Source organism: Streptomyces sp. NPDC005574 (assembly GCF_040605435.1).
GTDB lineage: Bacteria > Actinomycetota > Actinomycetes > Streptomycetales > Streptomycetaceae > Streptomyces.
In genome coordinates, this window is record NZ_JBEXCW010000007.1 from 183,568 (window position 1) to 201,650 (window position 18,083).

General features: G+C 70.4%; 14 protein-coding genes and 5 tRNA genes. 9 read left to right on the forward strand and 10 right to left on the reverse strand.

The genetic code is table 11. The annotated features are described in order from the left end of the window. Positions 1–5: 5 nt before the first annotated feature. Entirely contained in the window at positions 6–1,430 is a 1,425-nt protein-coding gene (gene leuC, locus ABZT03_RS08070) for a 3-isopropylmalate dehydratase large subunit (protein ID WP_356035128.1), read from the reverse strand. 188 nt (positions 1,431–1,618) lie between these two features. Between leuC and ndgR the strand changes: the two genes are divergently transcribed. After that, positions 1,619–2,335, forward strand: coding sequence for an IclR family transcriptional regulator NdgR (gene ndgR, locus ABZT03_RS08075; RefSeq protein ID WP_356035130.1), 717 nt, complete (start codon positions 1,619–1,621; stop codon positions 2,333–2,335). Positions 2,336–2,548: 213 nt separating this feature from the next. Here the strand turns inward: ndgR and ABZT03_RS08080 are convergent. From ABZT03_RS08080 to ABZT03_RS08120, 9 genes are all read right to left on the reverse strand, one after another. Continuing rightward, a tRNA-Glu gene (locus ABZT03_RS08080) sits at positions 2,549–2,621 on the reverse strand. Between the two features lie 28 nt (positions 2,622–2,649). After that, positions 2,650–2,721, reverse strand: a tRNA-Gln gene (locus ABZT03_RS08085). Between the two features lie 20 nt (positions 2,722–2,741). Continuing rightward, positions 2,742–2,814 (reverse strand) — tRNA-Glu (locus ABZT03_RS08090). Positions 2,815–2,876: 62 nt separating this feature from the next. Then, positions 2,877–2,949 (reverse strand) — tRNA-Glu (locus ABZT03_RS08095). Between the two features lie 22 nt (positions 2,950–2,971). Beyond that, a tRNA-Gln gene (locus tag ABZT03_RS08100) sits at positions 2,972–3,043 on the reverse strand. A 91-nt stretch (positions 3,044–3,134) separates the two neighbouring features. Then, positions 3,135–3,866 carry an HAD family hydrolase gene (locus ABZT03_RS08105; protein ID WP_356035132.1) on the reverse strand — a complete coding sequence of 244 codons (732 nt, stop codon included), beginning with the start codon at positions 3,864–3,866 and terminating at the stop codon, positions 3,135–3,137. 116 nt (positions 3,867–3,982) lie between these two features. Next, positions 3,983–5,467 carry a glutamate--tRNA ligase gene (gene gltX, locus ABZT03_RS08110; protein ID WP_356035134.1) on the reverse strand — a complete coding sequence of 495 codons (1,485 nt, stop codon included), beginning with the start codon at positions 5,465–5,467 and terminating at the stop codon, positions 3,983–3,985. After that, positions 5,460–6,236, reverse strand: a complete 777-nt coding sequence (locus tag ABZT03_RS08115) for a fumarylacetoacetate hydrolase family protein (protein WP_356035136.1) — start codon at positions 6,234–6,236, stop codon at positions 5,460–5,462. The genes gltX and ABZT03_RS08115 overlap by 8 nt, the downstream gene beginning before the upstream one ends. A 214-nt stretch (positions 6,237–6,450) precedes the next feature. Further along, complete coding sequence (locus ABZT03_RS08120) at positions 6,451–6,639, reverse strand: hypothetical protein (RefSeq protein WP_356035138.1); 189 nt, start codon at positions 6,637–6,639, stop codon at positions 6,451–6,453. 602 nt (positions 6,640–7,241) lie between these two features. Here ABZT03_RS08120 and ABZT03_RS08125 point away from each other — a divergent pair. The 8 genes from ABZT03_RS08125 (at position 7,242) to ABZT03_RS08160 (ending at position 17,887) form a co-directional block, all read left to right on the forward strand. Then, a complete protein-coding gene (locus ABZT03_RS08125; RefSeq protein ID WP_356035140.1) occupies positions 7,242–11,057 on the forward strand; it encodes a nitrate- and nitrite sensing domain-containing protein in 3,816 nt (1,271 codons plus the stop codon). Positions 11,058–11,066: 9 nt separating this feature from the next. Further along, positions 11,067–11,480: a roadblock/LC7 domain-containing protein gene (locus ABZT03_RS08130; protein ID WP_030611534.1), complete on the forward strand. Its 414-nt coding sequence runs from the start codon at positions 11,067–11,069 to the stop codon at positions 11,478–11,480. Between the two features lie 110 nt (positions 11,481–11,590). Then, positions 11,591–11,986, forward strand: coding sequence for a DUF742 domain-containing protein (locus ABZT03_RS08135; protein ID WP_030611532.1), 396 nt, complete (start codon positions 11,591–11,593; stop codon positions 11,984–11,986). Then, the gene (locus tag ABZT03_RS08140; protein ID WP_356035143.1) at positions 11,967–12,542 is read left to right on the forward strand and encodes an ATP/GTP-binding protein; all 576 of its coding nucleotides are present in this window, start codon (positions 11,967–11,969) and stop codon (positions 12,540–12,542) included. The genes ABZT03_RS08135 and ABZT03_RS08140 overlap by 20 nt, the downstream gene beginning before the upstream one ends. A gap of 376 nt (positions 12,543–12,918) precedes the next feature. Continuing rightward, positions 12,919–16,227, forward strand: a complete 3,309-nt coding sequence (locus tag ABZT03_RS08145; protein WP_356035145.1) for a nitrate- and nitrite sensing domain-containing protein — start codon at positions 12,919–12,921, stop codon at positions 16,225–16,227. Between the two features lie 10 nt (positions 16,228–16,237). After that, the gene (locus ABZT03_RS08150) at positions 16,238–16,651 is read left to right on the forward strand and encodes a roadblock/LC7 domain-containing protein (RefSeq protein WP_356035147.1); all 414 of its coding nucleotides are present in this window, start codon (positions 16,238–16,240) and stop codon (positions 16,649–16,651) included. A 92-nt stretch (positions 16,652–16,743) separates the two neighbouring features. Further along, on the forward strand, positions 16,744–17,325 hold the full coding sequence (locus ABZT03_RS08155) for a DUF742 domain-containing protein (protein WP_356035150.1): 582 nt from the start codon (positions 16,744–16,746) through the stop codon (positions 17,323–17,325). Continuing rightward, entirely contained in the window at positions 17,306–17,887 is a 582-nt protein-coding gene (locus ABZT03_RS08160; protein ID WP_026248371.1) for an ATP/GTP-binding protein, read from the forward strand. The genes ABZT03_RS08155 and ABZT03_RS08160 overlap by 20 nt, the downstream gene beginning before the upstream one ends. Positions 17,888–18,083: the final 196 nt, after the last annotated feature.

The following is an 18,083-nucleotide window of genomic DNA, read 5'->3' on the forward strand; positions in this document are numbered from 1 at the left end:
CGCTCTCAGACTTCGGCGGGCACGGGGGCGTCGGACAGGTCGGCGGGCGAGGCCAGGTGGCCCAGCACGGCGGTCGCGGCGGCGACCTGCGGCGAGACCAGGTGCGTACGGCCGCCCTTGCCCTGCCTGCCCTCGAAGTTGCGGTTGGAGGTGGAGGCGGAGCGCTCGCCGGGAGCCAGCTGGTCGGGGTTCATGCCCAGACACATCGAGCAGCCCGCGTGCCGCCATTCGGCGCCGGCCTCCTTGAAGACGACGTCCAGGCCCTCCGAGACGGCCTGCAGACCCACCCGCGCGGAGCCCGGGACGACCAGCATCCGTACGCCGTCGGCGACTTTGCGGCCCTCGACGATCGCGGCGGCGGCGCGCAGGTCCTCGATGCGGCCGTTGGTGCAGGAACCTACGAAGACGGTGTCCACATCGATGGACCGCAGCGGCTGGCCGGCCTCCAACCCCATGTACTCCAGGGCCTTTTCGGCGGCCAGGCGCTCCGAAGCGTCTTCGTACGAAGCGGGATCGGGGACCTCGCTCGAAAGCGGTGCGCCCTGGCCCGGGTTGGTGCCCCAGGTGACGAACGGCGACAGTTCGGTGGCGTCGATCACGACCTCGGCGTCGAACTCGGCGTCCGCGTCCGTCTTCAGCGTCCGCCAGTACGCGAGGGCCGCGTCCCAGTCCTCGCCCTCGGGGGCGTGCGCGCGGCCCTCGAGGTAGGCGAAGGTGGTCTCGTCGGGGGCGATCATGCCCGCGCGGGCGCCGGCCTCGATCGACATGTTGCAGATGGTCATCCGGGCCTCCATCGAGAGCTTCTCGATGGCTGAGCCGCGGTACTCCAGGATGTAGCCCTGGCCGCCGCCGGTACCGATCCGGGCGATGATCGCCAGGATCAGGTCCTTGGCCGTGACGCCGTCGGGCAGTTCGCCCTCGACGGTGATCGCCATGGTCTTGGGGCGGGCCAGCGGCAGCGTCTGGGTGGCCAGCACGTGCTCGACCTGGGAGGTGCCGATGCCGAACGCCAGCGCGCCGAAGGCGCCGTGCGTGGAGGTGTGCGAGTCGCCGCACACCACCGTCGTGCCGGGCTGGGTCAGACCCAGCTGCGGGCCGACGACGTGTACGACGCCCTGCTCGACGTCGCCCAGCGGATGCAGCCGCACCCCGAAGTCCGCGCAGTTCTTGCGCAGCGTCTCCAGCTGCGCGCGCGAGACCGGGTCGGCGATCGGCTTGTCGATGTCGAGGGTCGGGGTGTTGTGGTCCTCGGTCGCGATGGTGAGGTCGAGACGCCGTACGCGGCGGCCGTTCTGGCGCAGACCGTCGAAGGCCTGCGGGCTGGTCACCTCGTGCAGCAGGTGCAGATCGATGAAGAGGAGGTCGGGCTCGCCCTCGGCGCGCCGGACGACGTGGTCGTCCCAGACCTTCTCCGCGAGTGTCCTACCCATCGCTTTCCCTCCGGCCGGCAAAGGTGCGCCGGCCCAACTAGAGATCTTGTGGAGGCGAGACCCGCGCCCCTGTCTCCGGGCGTCCGCCGCCGGGCCCGTTGGTCGGCGGGCCGCTGTGTCTTCCAGGGTGGCGCGTTCCACGCAAAATTGAACTTGCGTTTCACAGAGTGAGACGCGAGTATCGTTTCATGGACAACAGTAGCGGCGTCGGCGTCCTGGACAAGGCAGCCCTTGTCCTGAGCGCCCTGGAGTCCGGTCCGGCCACCCTCGCGGGTCTGGTCGCGGCGACCGGACTGGCACGACCCACGGCCCACCGGCTGGCCGTGGCCCTGGAACACCACCGCATGGTGGCCCGCGACATGCAGGGCCGTTTCATTCTCGGCCCCCGCCTCTCCGAGCTGGCCGCGGCCGCCGGCGAGGACCGTCTGCTCGCCACGGCGGGCCCGGTGCTCACACATCTGCGGGACATCACGGGCGAGAGCGCACAGCTCTACCGCCGCCAGGGCGACATGCGCATCTGCGTCGCCGCGGCGGAGCGCCTGTCCGGACTGCGGGACACGGTCCCGGTCGGCTCGACGCTGACGATGAAGGCCGGCTCCTCGGCCCAGATCCTGATGGCCTGGGAGGAGCCGGAGCGTCTGCACCGGGGGCTCCAGGGCGCCCGCTTCACGGCCACCGCGCTCTCGGGCGTACGGCGGCGCGGCTGGGCCCAGTCCATCGGCGAGCGCGAGCCGGGCGTCGCCTCGGTGTCCGCCCCGGTGCGCGGCCCCTCCAACCGCGTGGTGGCCGCCGTGTCGGTGTCCGGCCCCATCGAGCGGCTGACCCGCCACCCGGGCCGGATGCACGCCCAGGCCGTGATCGACGCCGCCGGCCGGCTGTCCGAGGCGCTGCGCCGCTCGGGCTGACCCCTGCGAACCCCCTTGGTCCGAGAACTCCGGGAGCCGGGAGGGGCCTGCCTCAACGCCGCGGCAGATCCCTCCCGGTTCCCCGAATCCCCTGCCAGGTGGTTCGTCCGAACTGATCGCTCCGCACGCCCGGTTGACGCACCGGGCCACCGCCCCGCCGGGCTCCGGACATGACGATGGGCCCCCACCGAAGTGGAGGCCCATCGATTCGCGTACCCCCGACCGGATTCGAACCGGCGCTACCGCCTTGAGAGGGCGGCGTGCTAGGCCGCTACACAACGGGGGCGAGGATCTTACGTTTCCGCAGATCCGAGCTGGTCTACCTGGACTCGAACCAAGACTAACTGAACCAGAATCAGCCGTGCTGCCAATTACACCATAGACCAATGTGGTTTAGACCAGTTTGTACCCCCGACCGGATTCGAACCGGCGCTACCGCCTTGAGAGGGCGGCGTGCTAGGCCGCTACACAACGGGGGCCCTAGCGATCCTGCATGAGAGGCAACGGGTGCGACCCGAGCTGTCTCCCTGGGAAGGATCTGTACCCCCGACCGGATTCGAACCGGCGCTACCGCCTTGAGAGGGCGGCGTGCTAGGCCGCTACACAACGGGGGCGAATGCAGATGAGCTCTGCGAGCTGGCCTACCTGGACTCGAACCAAGACTAACTGAACCAGAATCAGTCGTGCTGCCAATTACACCATAGGCCACTGGAACTCAAGCCCCTGCGGGGATCTTGTTCTAGCTTGCGCCTCCGGTTGCCGGCCTTTCGGCCCGCTCTCCGGCGGCGCAGGAAGAACATTACCTGAAGGTGGACGGGGCTCCAAAACGGGTATCCGCGCCGAGCAGCGCGGGGAGTTCGGCGAGGGAGGCGATGCGGCGCGGCCCGGTGGGCGCGTCGCCGGCGGTGTACGCACCGTCACGGTCGATCCACACCGAGAGCAGTCCCGCCTCGGCCGCTCCCCGCCCGTCGATCTCCGGATGGTCGCCGACGTAGGCGACCTGGTCCGGGCTCAGCGCCAGCGCCTCGCAGGCCGCGTGGAAGGCCGCGGCGGCCGGCTTGGAGACGCCGAGTTCGGCCGCGCACAGGACCACCTCGAAACGGTCGTGCACGCCGAGCACCCGCAGTTTGCGGTCCTGGACGTGGAGGCTGGAGTTGGACAGCACCGCGTGCCGGTAGCCGGCGGCGAGCAGGTCGAGGGCCGGCAGCACGTCGGGGAAGAGGGCCCAGGCGGTCTCGTAGTGACGCAGGTAACGGCCGAACCAGTCGTCGGCCTCGCCGTCGGTCAGCTCCCGCCCCACGAAGGCCCGTACGCGGTCCCGGCGCTGCCCCTCGAAGGTCGCCTCGCCCGCCGCGAACCGGGCCCACTGCTGGTCGGTGATCCGGCGCCAGCGCGTGAGCGCCTCCTCCGGCGTGCCGTGCCCGGCGAGCGGACCCTCGGCCGTGAGGTGCGCGCGCATGCCCTCGCGGTCGGCGCTCGTGTAGTCGAAGAGGGTGTCGTCGACGTCCCAGACGACGGCTTTGATCGCCATGGCACCGACGGTACCCCCGCGCCGGCCGCGCCGGACGGGCTTTCCCCGGCCGAGGCAGGCCGCACGACGAAGGTGCGGCACCCCGGACGGGGCGCCGCACCTTCGGGGCGTACGGACTACGCGGTCAGCTTCGCCAGGGCCGCGTCGACGCGGGCGAGGGTCTTCTCCCGGCCGAGGACCTCAAGGGACTCGAAGAGCGGGAGGCCGACCGTGCGGCCGGTGACGGCGACACGGACGGGGGCCTGCGCCTTGCCGAGCTTGAGGCCGTGGGCCTCGCCGGCGGTCAGGACGGCCTCCTTCAGGGACTCGGCGGAGGACCAGTCGGCCGCGTCGAGCTTCTCGCGGGCCGTGCGGAGCAGGGCGTCCGAGCCCTCCTTCATCGCCTTGGCCCAGGACGCCTCGTCGGTGACCGGCTCCGGCAGGAACAGGAAGTCGACGTTGTCGGTGATCTCCGAGAGGACCTTCAGACGGGTCTGCGCGTGCGGGGCGATCGCCTGCCACTTGGCCTCGTCGAAGTCCTCCGGCGCCCAGGGGGCGACGGGGGCCTGCAGCCACGGCCGGCAGCGCTCGGTGAAGTCCTTCACGTCGAGCAGGCGGATGTGGTCGGCGTTGATCGCCTCGCACTTCTTCAGGTCGAAGCGGGCCGGGTTGGGGTTCACGTCCGCGATGTCGAAGGCCGCGACCAGCTCGTCGGTCGTGAAGATGTCCCGGTCGGCCGAGAGCGACCAGCCGAGCAGCGACAGGTAGTTGAGCAGGCCCTCGCGCAGGAAGCCGCGCTCCCGGTACAGGTTGAGCGAGGACTCCGGGTCCCGCTTGGAGAGCTTCTTGTTGCCCTCCCCCATGACGTACGGCAGGTGCCCGAAGGCGGGGGTCTCCTTGGCGACGCCGAGCTCGACGAGCGCCTTGTAGAGGGCGATCTGCCGCGGGGTGGAGGACAGCAGGTCCTCGCCGCGCAGGACGTGGGTGATCTCCATCAGGGCGTCGTCGACCGGGTTCACCAGCGTGTACAGCGGGGCGCCGTTCGCGCGGACGATGCCGTAGTCCGGGACGTTCTCCGGGAGGTAGGTGATCTCACCGCGGACCAGGTCGGTGAACGTGATCGTCTCGTCGGGCATCCGGAAGCGGACGATCGGGGCACGGCCCTGGGCCCGGTACTCCTCGACCTGCCCGGCGCTCAGGTCGCGGCAGTGGCCGTCGTAGCCGGACGGCCTGCCTGCGGCGCGGGCGGCCTCGCGGCGGGTGTCCAGCTCCTCCTGGGAGCAGTAGCAGTGGTAGGCGCGGCCGGCGTCCAGGAGCTTCTGGGCGACGTCCTTGTAGAGGTCCATGCGCTGCGACTGGCGGTAGGGCGCGTACGGGCCGCCGACCTCGGGGCCCTCGTCCCAGTCGAAGCCCAGCCAGCGCATCGCGTCGAGCAGCTGGTCGTAGGACTCCTCGGAGTCGCGGGCCGCGTCGGTGTCCTCGATGCGGAAGACCAGGGTGCCCTGGTGGTGCCGGGCGAACGCCCAGTTGAACAGGGCGGTGCGGACCAGGCCCACATGGGGGTTACCGGTGGGCGAGGGACAGAAACGGACGCGTACGGGGGAGCCGGGTGCGCTAGCCACGCTTGACAACCTTGTTGGTGAGAGTGCCGATGCCTTCGATGGTGACGGCGACCTCGTCGCCGACGGTGAGCGGTCCGACGCCTGCCGGGGTGCCCGTGAGGATCACGTCGCCGGGGAGCAGCGTCATGGCCTCGCTGATGTTGACGATCAGATCCTCGATCGAGTGGATCATCTCGCTGGTGCGGCCGAGCTGGCGTTGCTGCCCGTTGACCGTGAGCTGGATCGTGAGGTCGGAGGGGTCGAGGTCCGTCTCCACCCAGGGGCCCAGCGGACAGGAGGTGTCGAAGCCCTTGGCGCGCGCCCACTGCTTCTCGCGCTTCTGCACGTCACGCGCGGTGACGTCGTTGGCGCAGGTGTAGCCGAGGATGACGTCCTTGACGCGCTCGCGCGGGACCTCGCGGCACAGCCGGCCGATCACGACGGCCAGTTCGGCCTCGTGGTGCACGTCCTCGGAGAAGGCGGGGTACTGGATCTCGTCGCCGGAGCCGATCACGGAGGTCGAGGGCTTGAAGAAGGCGAACGGCGCGTCGGGCACCTCGTTGCCCAGTTCCCGGGCGTGCTCGGCGTAGTTGCGGCCGTAGGCCACGACCTTGTTGGGGAGCACGGGCGGCAGCAGCCTGACCTTGCTGAGCGGGACCTTCGTACCGGAGAGTTCGAAGTCGGCGAACGGGATGCCCTTGATGATGTCGAGGACGAGCTCGTCCGGCCTGTCACCCTCTACCGCGCCGAAGGCGACGTTCCCGTCGATGGAGAATCTGGCGATGCGCACGGGATCCTTGCGCCCCTCACTGAGTCACTGAGCTGCTGGAGTCTGGGGCACCAGGCTAGCGCCCGCGGGCCCGCGGGACGCATCCGCGCGGGTCGGTGGACCGCGGCGCCGGGGGTCCGCCCTGGCCGGCCGCGGGCGGGAACGGCGACGGCCGCCCGGGCTCCGGGCGGCCGTGGGGGCGTCGTACTATTCGGGCCTGCCCGGCCTGCGCCGCCTATTCGGCGGCGACGGCCGCGACGGGGGCGTCCATGAGGACGGTGCGGCGGGGGTTGGCGGTCTGGGCCGGGAGATCGACGGAGTGCTCCGGCCGGTCCGGCACCTGTAGGTCGGTGGCGTCCTCGAGGTGCGCCAGCGTCGTGCGCCGCGGGTTGGCTGTCGTACGGAACATCATCGTCGTCTTCACGGTGGCAGAGGACCCTGTCGTGTACGGGCGCCGGCCGGTCCCAAGGGGGCCCGTCGAGGCGCAGGTTGGCAGATGCTTCCCTGGTGTAAAGCGCCAGGCTAAACATCCAATTCCCCTCCGCGGCCGCACAGACGGTGTGAACTGCGTGTGAGTTTCCTCACGGAGCTACGGGCAAACCGGTCAATTGCGACTCACAACTCACCCCCACGAAACAGACATTCCACACCTGAAGCCACCATTCCGCTCCTGATCATCTCGACTGGGACACCAGGGGGGACCGAACGACTCGCGGGGATACGTCCGTTATGGGTGAGATCCTTTTGTACGTCTCGTAATCTGGCACTCACCAGCTGTCACGTAGGTCACGGTCTGGTGCTTGGACCTTGTTGGAGATCCGGCACTGTGCTGGAATTCCACGGACCGCCGCAGGGATCGATCCGGCGCGCAGGGGGCGCACTCAGAGCGCCGAGTGGCGGCGAGAGGGGGTCCCGGCGCCGGTCACTCACGACCACCCGGGGGGCGCATTCAGGGCGCCTCCTTCAACGCCGACACCGTCCTTCCGTTCACGCGGAGGGGCGCCTGGTCCAGAGGTTGCGACGCTAGTGCAGGGACGTTTCAAGAGGGATGGCAGTGCTTCGGCGGAGCCGGAGCCGCATGGCGGGACTGGCCCCAATGCCGGCAGTTCCTCGCCCCAGCACGCCCAGAACCCGGGGGCGGCCCCGCCCGGCGACGGCGGTGAGCGCCCTGGGCGCCACGGCGCGTCAGCGTCGCCGAACTCCTCCGCGGCGACCACTCCACCCATCAAACCGCCGACCGGCCCGACCGGCCCCGGCTCGCGAATAGCGCTGCGCAACTGGCGCATCTCCACGCGTCTGGTGTCGCTGCTCGCGCTCCCGGTGGTCGCGGCCACCTCGCTGGGCGCGCTGCGCATCAACCAGTCGATGGACAGCATCCAGCAGCTCGACAACATGAAGCTGCTGACGGAGATGACCAAGCAGGCCACCGAGCTGGCGGCCGCGCTGCAGGACGAGCGCGACCAGTCGGCCGGCCCGCTGGCGCACGGCGCGAAGTCGACCACCGACTACACGGTCAAGAACGTCCGCACCAAGACCGACCGTGCCGTCGACAACTTCAACAACGCGGCCGAGGAGATCGACGGTTCCGTCCGCAACGGAAACCTCCAGGGTGTCCGGGACAGCCTCGTGGGCCTGGTCACCGACCTGGGCACGCTCTCCAAGATCCGCAACACGGCCTACACGGCCAAGGACAACTCCACCCAGACCGTGGAGTCGTACCACCGGCTGATCACCCACCTCCTGGACCTCTCGCAGGACATGGCGGAGGCGACCAGCAACCCCGAGATGATCTCGCGCACCCGCGCCCTGGCGGCCTTCTCGTCCGCCAAGGAGTACGCGTCGGTCCAGCGCGCCACGCTCGCCGCCGCGCTCCCCGCGAACGACACGACGTTCGGCGACCTCACCGAGAACGACCGGCTCTACGCCGACTCGGCGCTGGAGAGCCAGGACTCCGAGCTGCGCAGCTTCAAGAGCATCTACGGCAGCGCGTCCGCCACCGAGCTCCTGAAGCCCATCGAAGAGGGCAACGCGACCATCGAGGCCACCGACACCTACGCCAGCCGCGCGCTGGGGTCGTCGAACGGTCTGTCCTCGCTGGACAAGCGGTCGTACAAGGACTGGACGGACGACAGCTCGACCAAGATCGAGCAGATGGGCAAGATCGAGCACACGCTGCTCGAGGACATGGAGCAGAAGGCGCGCGAGCTGCGCAGCGTCTCCGAGCGCGAGGCGATCATCTCCGGCGCGCTCATCCTGATCGTCCTCGGTGTGTCGCTGGTCGGCGCCTTCGTCATCGCCCGGTCCATGATCCGCTCGCTGCGCCGCCTGCAGGAGACCGCCAACAAGGTCGCCCAGGACCGGCTGCCCGAGCTGGTCAAGCAGCTGTCCGAGTCCGACCCGCAGGACGTAGACACCTCCGTCGAGTCGGTCGGTGTGCACTCCCGGGACGAGATCGGCCAGGTCGCCGCGGCCTTCGACGACGTGCACCGCGAGGCGGTCCGACTGGCCGCCGAGCAGGCGCTGCTGCGAGGCAACGTCAACGCGATGTTCACCAACCTCTCGCGCCGCTCCCAGGGCCTCATCCAGCGTCAGCTCTCGCTCATCTCCGAACTGGAGTCGCGCGAGGCCGACCCGGACCAGCTGTCCTCGCTGTTCAAGCTCGACCACCTCGCGACCCGCATGCGCCGTAACGGTGAGAACCTCCTCGTCCTCGCCGGTGAGGAGCCCGGCCGCCGCTGGACCCGCCCGGTCCCGCTGGTCGACGTGCTCCGCGCCGCCGCCTCCGAGGTGGAGCAGTACGAGCGCATCGAGCTGGCCTCCGTGCCGACGACCGAGGTCGCCGGCCGCGTGGTCAACGACCTCGTCCACCTGCTCGCCGAGCTGCTGGAGAACGCCACCTCGTTCTCCTCGCCGCAGACCAAGGTCAAGGTCACCGGTCACGCCCTGCCCGACGGCCGGGTGCTGATCGAGATCCACGACACCGGTATCGGTCTCTCCCCCGAGGACCTCGCCGCGATCAACGAGCGGCTCGCCTCGCCGCCCACCGTGGACGTCTCGGTCTCCCGCCGCATGGGTCTGTTCGTGGTCGGCCGTCTGTCGCAGCGCCACGGCATCCGCATCCAGCTGCGTCCGTCCGACTCCGGCGGTACGACCGCGCTGGTCATGCTGCCGGTCGACGTCGCCCAGGGCGGCAAGAAGCCCGTTCCCGGCAAGCCCGGCCAGGGCGCCCCGTCCGCGGGCGGTCCGGCCGCCGCGCAGGCGGCCGCCGGTGCCGCGGCGGCCCGCCGCCAGGCGGGCGCCAACGGTTCGCTCGGAGCCGGTGCCCCCGGTGGCGGCGCTCTTGGCGCCGGTGCCCCCGGTGGTGGCCGGCTCGCCGCCGGCCAGGGACCACGGGCCGCGCTGCCCGGCAACGGCTCGGGCGGTCGCCCGGGTGCGCCGGGTACGCCCGGCGGAGCGCGCGGACCGCAGGGTCCGGTCTCGCCGCAGCAGGGCCGTCCGGCTCCGGCCGGCGCGGGCTTCGGCCAGGCGCCGGGTACCCCGCAGGGCCTGCAGTCCAACGGCGCCGGTGCCCCGCAGGGCCAGGACGCCTTCGGTGGCGGCCGCCCCGTGCCGCCGCAGACCTCCAGCGTGAACGCCGAGCAGGGTGGCGGCTCCCGCCGCGGCCGCCGGCCGCAGCTGCCGGGCCGCGGTGGTCCGCGGGCCGAGCTGCCGGGCGGCAACCAGCAGCCCCGCACGCCGAGCTGGAGCGACGAGAACGCGCAACCCCCGGTGGGGCGTGCCTCGCTGGACACCCCGCGCGGTCACGACGAGCAGGACGCCGCGCAGACCGCGCAGATGCCCCGCATCGACGACCGGCAGGGCCCGGCCTCGGTGCCGAACCTCCCACGTCCGGGTCTGAACGAGCCGCACAACACGGGCCAGTTCCCCCGGCCCGGCGCGGGCGGCGCGCAGGACACCGGTCAGTTCCCGGTCGTCGGTACGAACGGCTTCACGGACCCGGGCCAGTACCCCGGCTCCAACGGCAACTCCCAGCAGAACTCGGGGCAGTACCTCCGCTCCGACGTCTTCGGGACGCCGCCGCCCGGCCAGCACAACCCGTCGTCCACGGGCCAGTTCGCCTCCCCGCAGGCGTACGACAACGGCTCGACCGGTCAGTTCCCGGCCGTCGGTCACACCAACGGGTCCACGGGCCAGTTCTCGGCCCAGGGCTACGACAACGGCTCGACGGGACAGCACTCGCTGCCCGGCCGGCAGAACCCCGCGAACACGGGCCAGTTCGAGCGTCCCCAGGTCAACGGCGTGCACGGCGGCAACGACTTCCCGCGACCGCCGGCCGCGCAGCGTCCGCAGCAGCGGCCCGCCCGCCCGGAGCCGGAGGCGCTGCCGCCGGCGGGTCCCGGTGACGGTCGTACCCCGCTGTACGACACGCTGGAGACCAACTGGTTCCACGGCCAGCAGGGCAACGGTGCCGCGGCACCGGCGTCCGCGCCGTCCCCGCAGCACCAGCCCTCGCAGGCTCCCGCTGCCCCCCAACGTCCCGCCGCCTCAGCCTGGCGCAGCTCGCCGAACGACGACCTCGTCCGGCAGGCAGAACGCGTACGGCAGCCGGCAGCGGGCGGCGTCACCACTTCCGGCCTGCCGCGCCGGGTGCCCAGGGCGAACCTCGTCCCGGGCACGGCTCAGCAGCAACAGCACCAAAGCGGTCCGCAGGTCTCGCGTGCGCCTGATGACGTACGCGGCCGGCTGACCAATCTCCGTCGGGGTATCGCGCAGGGTCGTCAAGCCGGTGGTACCGGCCAGACCGGAAGCTTCCCGAGCCCCACTCACCAGCAGGAGCGTTAGTTGAGCCCGATGAGCCAGGCGGCACAGAACCTCAACTGGTTGATCACCAACTTCGTGGACAACACCCCCGGGGTGTCCCACACCGTCGTCGTGTCCGCCGACGGCCTTCTGCTCGCCATGTCGGAAGGATTCCCGCGTGACCGTGCCGACCAACTGGCGGCCGTAGCGTCCGGTCTCACCTCTCTGACGGCCGGAGCGTCCCGGATCTTCGAGGGCGGCTCCGTGGCACAGACGGTCGTCGAGATGGAGCGGGGATTCCTCTTCCTCATGTCCGTCTCGGACGGCTCGTCCCTGGCCGTACTCGCACACCCCGACTGCGACATCGGCCTCGTCGGCTACGAGATGGCACTTCTGGTCGACCGCGCGGGCGCGGTGCTCACACCTGACCTGCGTGCCGAGCTCCAAGGCAGTCTGCTCCACTGATCGGCCCGGCACCACCCGCCTCACCAAATCACCGTCCGGCCGCCACAATCCCCCCACCGGCCCTGTCAGACGGCACGACTGACCGACTTGCTGTCCCGCCCGGAGGATTCATGACCCCGCCCACCGCCTCTCATGATCCGTACGCGGAGCCGTACGAGGATGAGGGCGACCAGCCGCTGGTACGTCCTTACGCGATGACCGGCGGCCGGACCCGGCCGCGCTATCAGCTCGCCATCGAGGCACTGATCAGCACCACGGCCGACCCGGCAGCGCTCATGGGGCTGCTCCCGGAGCACCAGCGCATCTGCCACCTGTGCCGTGAGGTCAAGTCGGTCGCGGAGGTGTCGGCGCTGCTGGCCATGCCGCTCGGCGTGGCCCGGATTCTCGTCGCCGACCTCGCCGAGGCGGGGCTCGTCGCCATTCACCAGCCGGGCGGCGACGAGAGCACCGGCGCCCCGGACGTGACACTGCTCGAAAGGGTGCTCAGTGGACTTCGCAAGCTCTGACGGAGGTCGGACGACCACCTCCGCGAAGATCGTGGTGGCCGGCGGCTTCGGCGTCGGCAAGACCACGTTCGTGGGCGCCGTCTCCGAGATCAACCCGCTGCGCACGGAGGCCGTCATGACGTCCGCGAGCGCGGGCATCGACGACCTGACCCACACCGGGGACAAGACCACCACCACGGTGGCCATGGACTTCGGTCGTATCACGCTCGACCAGGACCTGATCCTGTACCTGTTCGGCACGCCCGGCCAGGACCGCTTCTGGTTCATGTGGGACGATCTGGTACGCGGCGCGATCGGCGCGGTGGTCCTGGTGGACACCCGGCGCCTGGCCGACTGCTTCCCGGCGGTGGACTACTTCGAGAACAGCGGACTGCCGTTCGTCGTCGCCCTCAACGGCTTCGACGGACACCAGCCGTACGCTCCCGAGGAGGTGCGGGAGGCGCTCCAGATCGGTCCGGACGCCCCCATCATCACCACGGACGCCCGCCACCGCTCCGACGCCAAGAGCGCGCTGATCACCCTGGTGGAACACGCGCTCATGGCCCGGCTGCGGTAGCAGCAAAACGGGAGAGACGTACGGCAGTTGTCGTAGATGTACCGGAGCCGGCTGTGTCCTTTGACACGGTCGGCCACGGTATTCATAACGTTTCGGCAGAGGAATCGGGTGGTATGGCAACGCGTCGCGGTCATCCGGTCTCGCTGCGCACACGAAAGCCCCGTCTTTTGACGGGGCTCGTTCTTTATGACCGTTTTATCTGGGGCTTACATCACTCGGAATCCATACCTTCCAGTGTTTGGAAGTGCGGAGGCCGTCGTGCTGGAATGCCTGAACTGCCCAATAGTCAAAGACGTACTCATCAGACGATGCGTCCCTGGGCTCTGAGACACAGCGGCACAACGTTGGTGCCGACCGCCGGAAGGTTGTTGGTCGAGTGAGGCGAAGCAAGAACGGTCCCGAGCCGTCGGCCCGGGGCAACTTCACCCCGCCGCCGCGCGGAGTGGCGCCCGCCCCTGTGCCGGGTTCGGAGCCGACGGCAGCCCCCGCTCCCAGCGGCGGCCGTTTCTCCCCGCGCAACTGGCGGGTGCCGACCCGGCTGAACGCGATCCTGCTCATACCCGTGGTCGTCGGCCTGATCATGGGCGGCTTCCAGGTGAAGAGCTCGATCGACACCTGGCAGGAGGCGCAGGACGCGGAGAACACCGCGCGTCTCGTGCGGGCCTCCCTGGGGTACGCCGACGCCCTCTACACCGAGCGCGACGTCTCCGCCGCCCCGCTGCTCAAGGGCGCGAGCCAGACCGCCAAGGACAAGGCGACGGTCACCAGCGTCCGCTCGGCCACGGACAAGGCGGCCGACGCCTTCGACCAGGCCGCGCAGAACATGCCGAAGAAGAGCGGTCTGCTGCGCCGCCTCCAGCTGTTCCGCGACGAGGAGCCCAAGCTGCAGTCCCTGCGCAAGGGCGCCTACGTCTCGCCCCAGCTCACCGGTGTGCAGACCGAAGAGGGCTACACCCTGATCGCGCACCCCCTGATGGAGTTCGCGAACGAGCTGGGCCTGGGCACCGGAAACATCACCAGCTACGGCCGGACCGTCTACGCGATCTCGCTCACCAAGGCGGCACTGTCGCTGGACCGCTCGATCGGCATGCACCTGCTGATCAAGCCCGGTCCCGGCGCCGGCAGCTTCGCCAGCCAGAAGGTCGCCCTGTCGTCGTACGCCTACCTGGAGCGCATCGCCGTCGAGGAGTACACCGGCGGTGGCACCGAGGCCGACGCGCAGAAGCTCACGGCCGCCGAGGCGAAGATCAGGGCGGACGGCGAGGCGCAGGCCAAGGAGGCCGCGCAGCAGGCCGCCGCCAAGGGCGAGACCTATGTGCCGCCCCCGGCCGACCCGAGCAAGATGGTCGCGGCCGTGGCGACGCTGAAGTCGATGGACACCTCCGACCGCGTCGCGCTCGCCCAGCAGGGCATCACCGCGCAGAACTGGTGGGCGGTCAACACCCTCAAGTACAACGCCTACCGCCAGATCGAGTCCGATCTGGCCGACAAGGCGGTGAACGAGGCCGCCGGCATCGCCGACGACGCCAAGCAGTCCGCGTTCATCACCGGTGCCGCCGTCGTCGTCGCCCTGCTCGCCGCGTTCATCCTGGCCGGCATGGTGGCCCGCCAGATGAGCCGCGCGATGCGCCAGCTGCGCAACGCCGCCTTCGGCATCGCCGAGCAGCGGCTGCCGATGCTGGTCGACCAGCTCTCGCGCACCGACCCCGGCCGCGTGGACACCCGTGTCCAGCCCATCCCGATCAACACCCGGGACGAGATCGGTGAGGTCGCCCGCGCCTTCGACCAGGTCCACCGCGAGGCCGTCCGGCTCGCCGCCGAACAGGCGCTGCTGCGGGGCAACATCAACGCGATCTTCACCAACCTCTCGCGCCGCAACCAGTCCCTGATCGAGGGCCAGCTGACCCTGATCACCGACCTGGAGAACAACGAGGCCGACCCGGACCAGCTGGAGAACCTCTTCCGCCTGGACCACCTCGCGACCCGTATGCGCCGCAACGGCGAGAACCTCCTGGTCCTCGCCGGCGAGGAGCCGGGCCGCCGCTGGGACCAGCCGGTGCCGCTGGTCGACGTGCTGCGCGCCGCCTCCTCCGAGGTGGAGCAGTACGAGCGTGTCGAGCTGTCGGGCGTCCCGGAGGCCGAGATCCACGGCCGCGCCGTGACCGACCTCGTGCACCTGCTCGCCGAGCTGCTGGAGAACGCCACCACGTTCTCCTCCCCGCAGACCAAGGTCCGCGTCACCGCGACCCGGCTGCCCGACGGCCGCATCATGATCGAGATCCACGACAAGGGCATCGGCCTGACCGCCGAGGACTTCGCGGACATCAACCACAAGCTGGCCAACCCGCCGACCGTGGACGCCGCGATCTCGCAGCGCATGGGTCTGTTCGTGGTCGGCCGGCTGTCCGACCGGCACGGCATCCGCGTCCAGCTGCGCCCCTCAGGCGAGCAGGCCGGCACCACCTCGCTGGTCATGCTTCCCGACGCGATCACCCATGGAGGCGGCGGCGAGACGCACCACCCGGAGCGCGACGAGTTCACGGTCTCGCAGATCATGCCGGACCAGCAGCCCAGCTACCACGGCGAGGACTTCAACAACGGTCTGCCGATGCGTACGGCCGCCGAGCTCGGCTTCGACGACAGCCGCTACACGGAGGTCCCGGACGACATCCGGGAGCTGGACCCGGTCGGCCGTTCCCTCATGCGTGAGGAGCGCCGCGCGGCCCTGGAGGCGCAGGGCGGCCAGCCCGGCCAGGAGCAGGGCACCGAGGGCACGGCGTACGCCGAGGGCTTCGACGGGCAGAACGGCTACCAGAACGGCAACGGCTACCCGGAGCAGCCCGCCGCCTACGACGGCCAGCGGCCGACGTACGAGGAGCAGCAGCGCACGCCGTACGAGGAGCCGCAGCAGCAGCCGTCGTACGACGAGCAGTACTACGCGCCGAACGGCGGCCTGCCGCAGAACGACGCCTTCTCCACGGGCGGCGGTTACCCCGAGCCCGCGTACGCGGAGCCGGTCCAGGAGGAGCGGCCCGGCGCCCACTCCGCGGCCCCGGAGACCTACTCGGGCTTCGAGGAGCAGACCTACCAGGACGACTGGCCGCAGCAGCAGCCGCAGGACGGTTACCAGAACGCCTACCCGGACCAGTACGCTCCGGAAGCGGAGTCCGTGCAGGCCGGTGACGTGAGCGAGCGCGAGCGCGTAGGCTTCGACCGACCGGGGCCGACCTCTTCCGCCGCCCACGCGCTCACCGACGCCGGGCTCCCGCGCCGCGGATCCACCACGACGAGCGGCAGCAACGGCACCCGGCCCGCAAGCCACGAGCAGCCGGCGCCCGCGCCGGAGAGCAACGGCAACGGCAACGGGAAGGGCCCCGCGGACTGGCGTTCGGCGAACGACGAGCGCTGGCAGCAGGCCTCACAGCTCCGCAAGCCCAAGGCGGGCGGAGTGACCTCCTCCGGCCTGCCCCGGCGGGTACCGAAGGCCAACCTGATCGAGGGTGCCGCCGAGACGACCCCTCAGGGAGGCCCACAGGTCTCCCGCGCCCCCGAGGACGTCCGGGGCAGGTTGAGCAACCTGCGCCGCGGGGTCCAGCGGGGACGCGACGCAGGCAGTGAAACGAACGGCCAGGCCACCAGGAATCACCACGGTGGGCCTGACAGCACCTACAACCAGGAGCGTTAGTGTGAGCCCGATGAGCCAGGCGGCACAGAACCTGAACTGGGTGATCACCAACTTCGTGGACAACACCCCCGGTGTGTCCCACACGGTGGTGGTCTCCGCCGACGGACTCCTTCTGGCGATGTCCGAAGGCTTTCCGCGCGACCGCGCCGACCAGCTCGCGGCCGTCGCGTCCGGCCTGACCTCCCTGACGGCAGGTGCCTCCCGCATCTTCGAGGGCGGCAGCGTGAACCAGACGGTTGTGGAGATGGAGCGGGGATTCCTCTTCCTCATGTCCATCTCCGACGGTTCCTCGCTCGCGGTTCTGGCACATCCGGAGGCGGACATCGGCCTCATCGGGTACGAGATGGCCCTTCTGGTGGACCGTGCCGGTACCGTCCTGACCCCCGATCTGCGTGCGGAGCTCCAGGGGAGCCTGCTCAACTAACAGTCAGACCGTGCGTTTTGGCGTCCCGAGGCCATAAGGTTTCGGGACGCGGCTCCACATTGATGGGCCCGGCACAGTCGGAGGAGGAGAAAGTGGCAACACCCCCAGGCGGTTCGTCTTCGGGCAACTGGTCGTACGGCCCTGCCCAGGGCCAGAACGACGGTTCCCAGAACCCGAACCGTTACAACTTCCCCTCCGCCCCGAGCCGGCACCAGCAGCCGTACGCGCCCCAGGGTCCCGGACCCTCGCCGTACGACCAGCCGCCCGCGCCGCGCATCCAGCCCGTCCAGCCGCAGCGGCGCGCCCCCGAGTCGGCGCCCGCCGGCTCGGCCAGCAATCCCCTGGTGCGCCCGTACGCCATGACGGGCGGCCGCACCAGGCCGCGGTACCAGCTCGCCATCGAGGCACTGGTGCACACCACCGCGCAGCCGCACCAGATGCAGGGCCAGCTGCCCGAGCATCAGCGGATCTGCAACCTCTGCCGGGAGATCAAGTCGGTGGCCGAGATCTCGGCCCTCCTGACGATCCCTCTCGGCGTGGCCAGGATCCTCGTCGCCGACTTGGCGGAGGCGGGCCTGGTCGCCATCCATCAGCCCGGCGGCGACGAGAACGCCGGCGGCCAGCCAGACGTGACACTGCTCGAAAGGGTGCTCAGTGGACTTCGCAAGCTCTAGCGGCGGTCCTTCCCGCTCCACCACCTCGGCGAAGATCGTGGTGGCGGGTGGCTTCGGCGTGGGCAAGACCACGTTCGTCGGGGCCGTCTCGGAGATCAACCCGCTGCGTACCGAGGCCGTCATGACGTCTGCTTCGGCGGGCATCGACGACCTCACCCACACCGGGGACAAGACCACCACCACGGTGGCCATGGACTTCGGTCGTATCACCCTGGACCAGGACCTGATCCTGTACCTGTTCGGCACGCCCGGCCAGGACCGCTTCTGGTTCATGTGGGACGACCTGGTACGCGGCGCGATCGGCGCGATCGTCCTGGTCGACACCCGCCGTCTCGCCGACTGCTTCCCGGCCGTCGACTACTTCGAGAACAGCGGACTGCCCTTCGTGATCGCCCTCAACGGCTTCGACGGCAACCAGCCGTACAACCCGGACGAGGTCCGCGAGGCGCTGCAGATCGGCCCGGACACCCCGATCATCACGACGGACGCCCGCCACCGCGCGGACGCCAAGTCGGCGCTGATCACGCTGGTGGAGCACGCGCTGATGGCGCGGCTGCGCTAGCAGGCGGGAACAAGGCGACACAAGGGCCGGGCCCCCTCCGTGTGGAGGGGGCCCGGCCCTTTCGCGCGGCCCGTACGACGTGAAGGGGCCCCTCCGGGCGGCGCCACCGTCTCCCAGGCCCGGCTGCGGGCCTCGCTGATCGGCGGCCTGGTGGGGGTGAGCGCCGCGGCCGTGCCCTTCGTCGGCGGCCGCATGC

Excerpts from the sequence above, each read along its gene's own strand:
- leuC (WP_356035128.1), bottom strand. The coding sequence starts at position 1,430 with ATGGGTAGGACACTCGCGGAGAAGGTCTGGGACGACCACGTCGTCCGG.
- ndgR (WP_356035130.1), top strand. The coding sequence starts at position 1,619 with ATGGACAACAGTAGCGGCGTCGGCGTCCTGGACAAGGCAGCCCTTGTC.
- ABZT03_RS08105 (WP_356035132.1), bottom strand. The coding sequence starts at position 3,866 with ATGGCGATCAAAGCCGTCGTCTGGGACGTCGACGACACCCTCTTCGAC.
- ABZT03_RS08130 (WP_030611534.1), top strand. The coding sequence starts at position 11,067 with ATGAGCCAGGCGGCACAGAACCTCAACTGGTTGATCACCAACTTCGTG.
- ABZT03_RS08135 (WP_030611532.1), top strand. The coding sequence starts at position 11,591 with ATGACCCCGCCCACCGCCTCTCATGATCCGTACGCGGAGCCGTACGAG.
- ABZT03_RS08150 (WP_356035147.1), top strand. The coding sequence starts at position 16,238 with ATGAGCCAGGCGGCACAGAACCTGAACTGGGTGATCACCAACTTCGTG.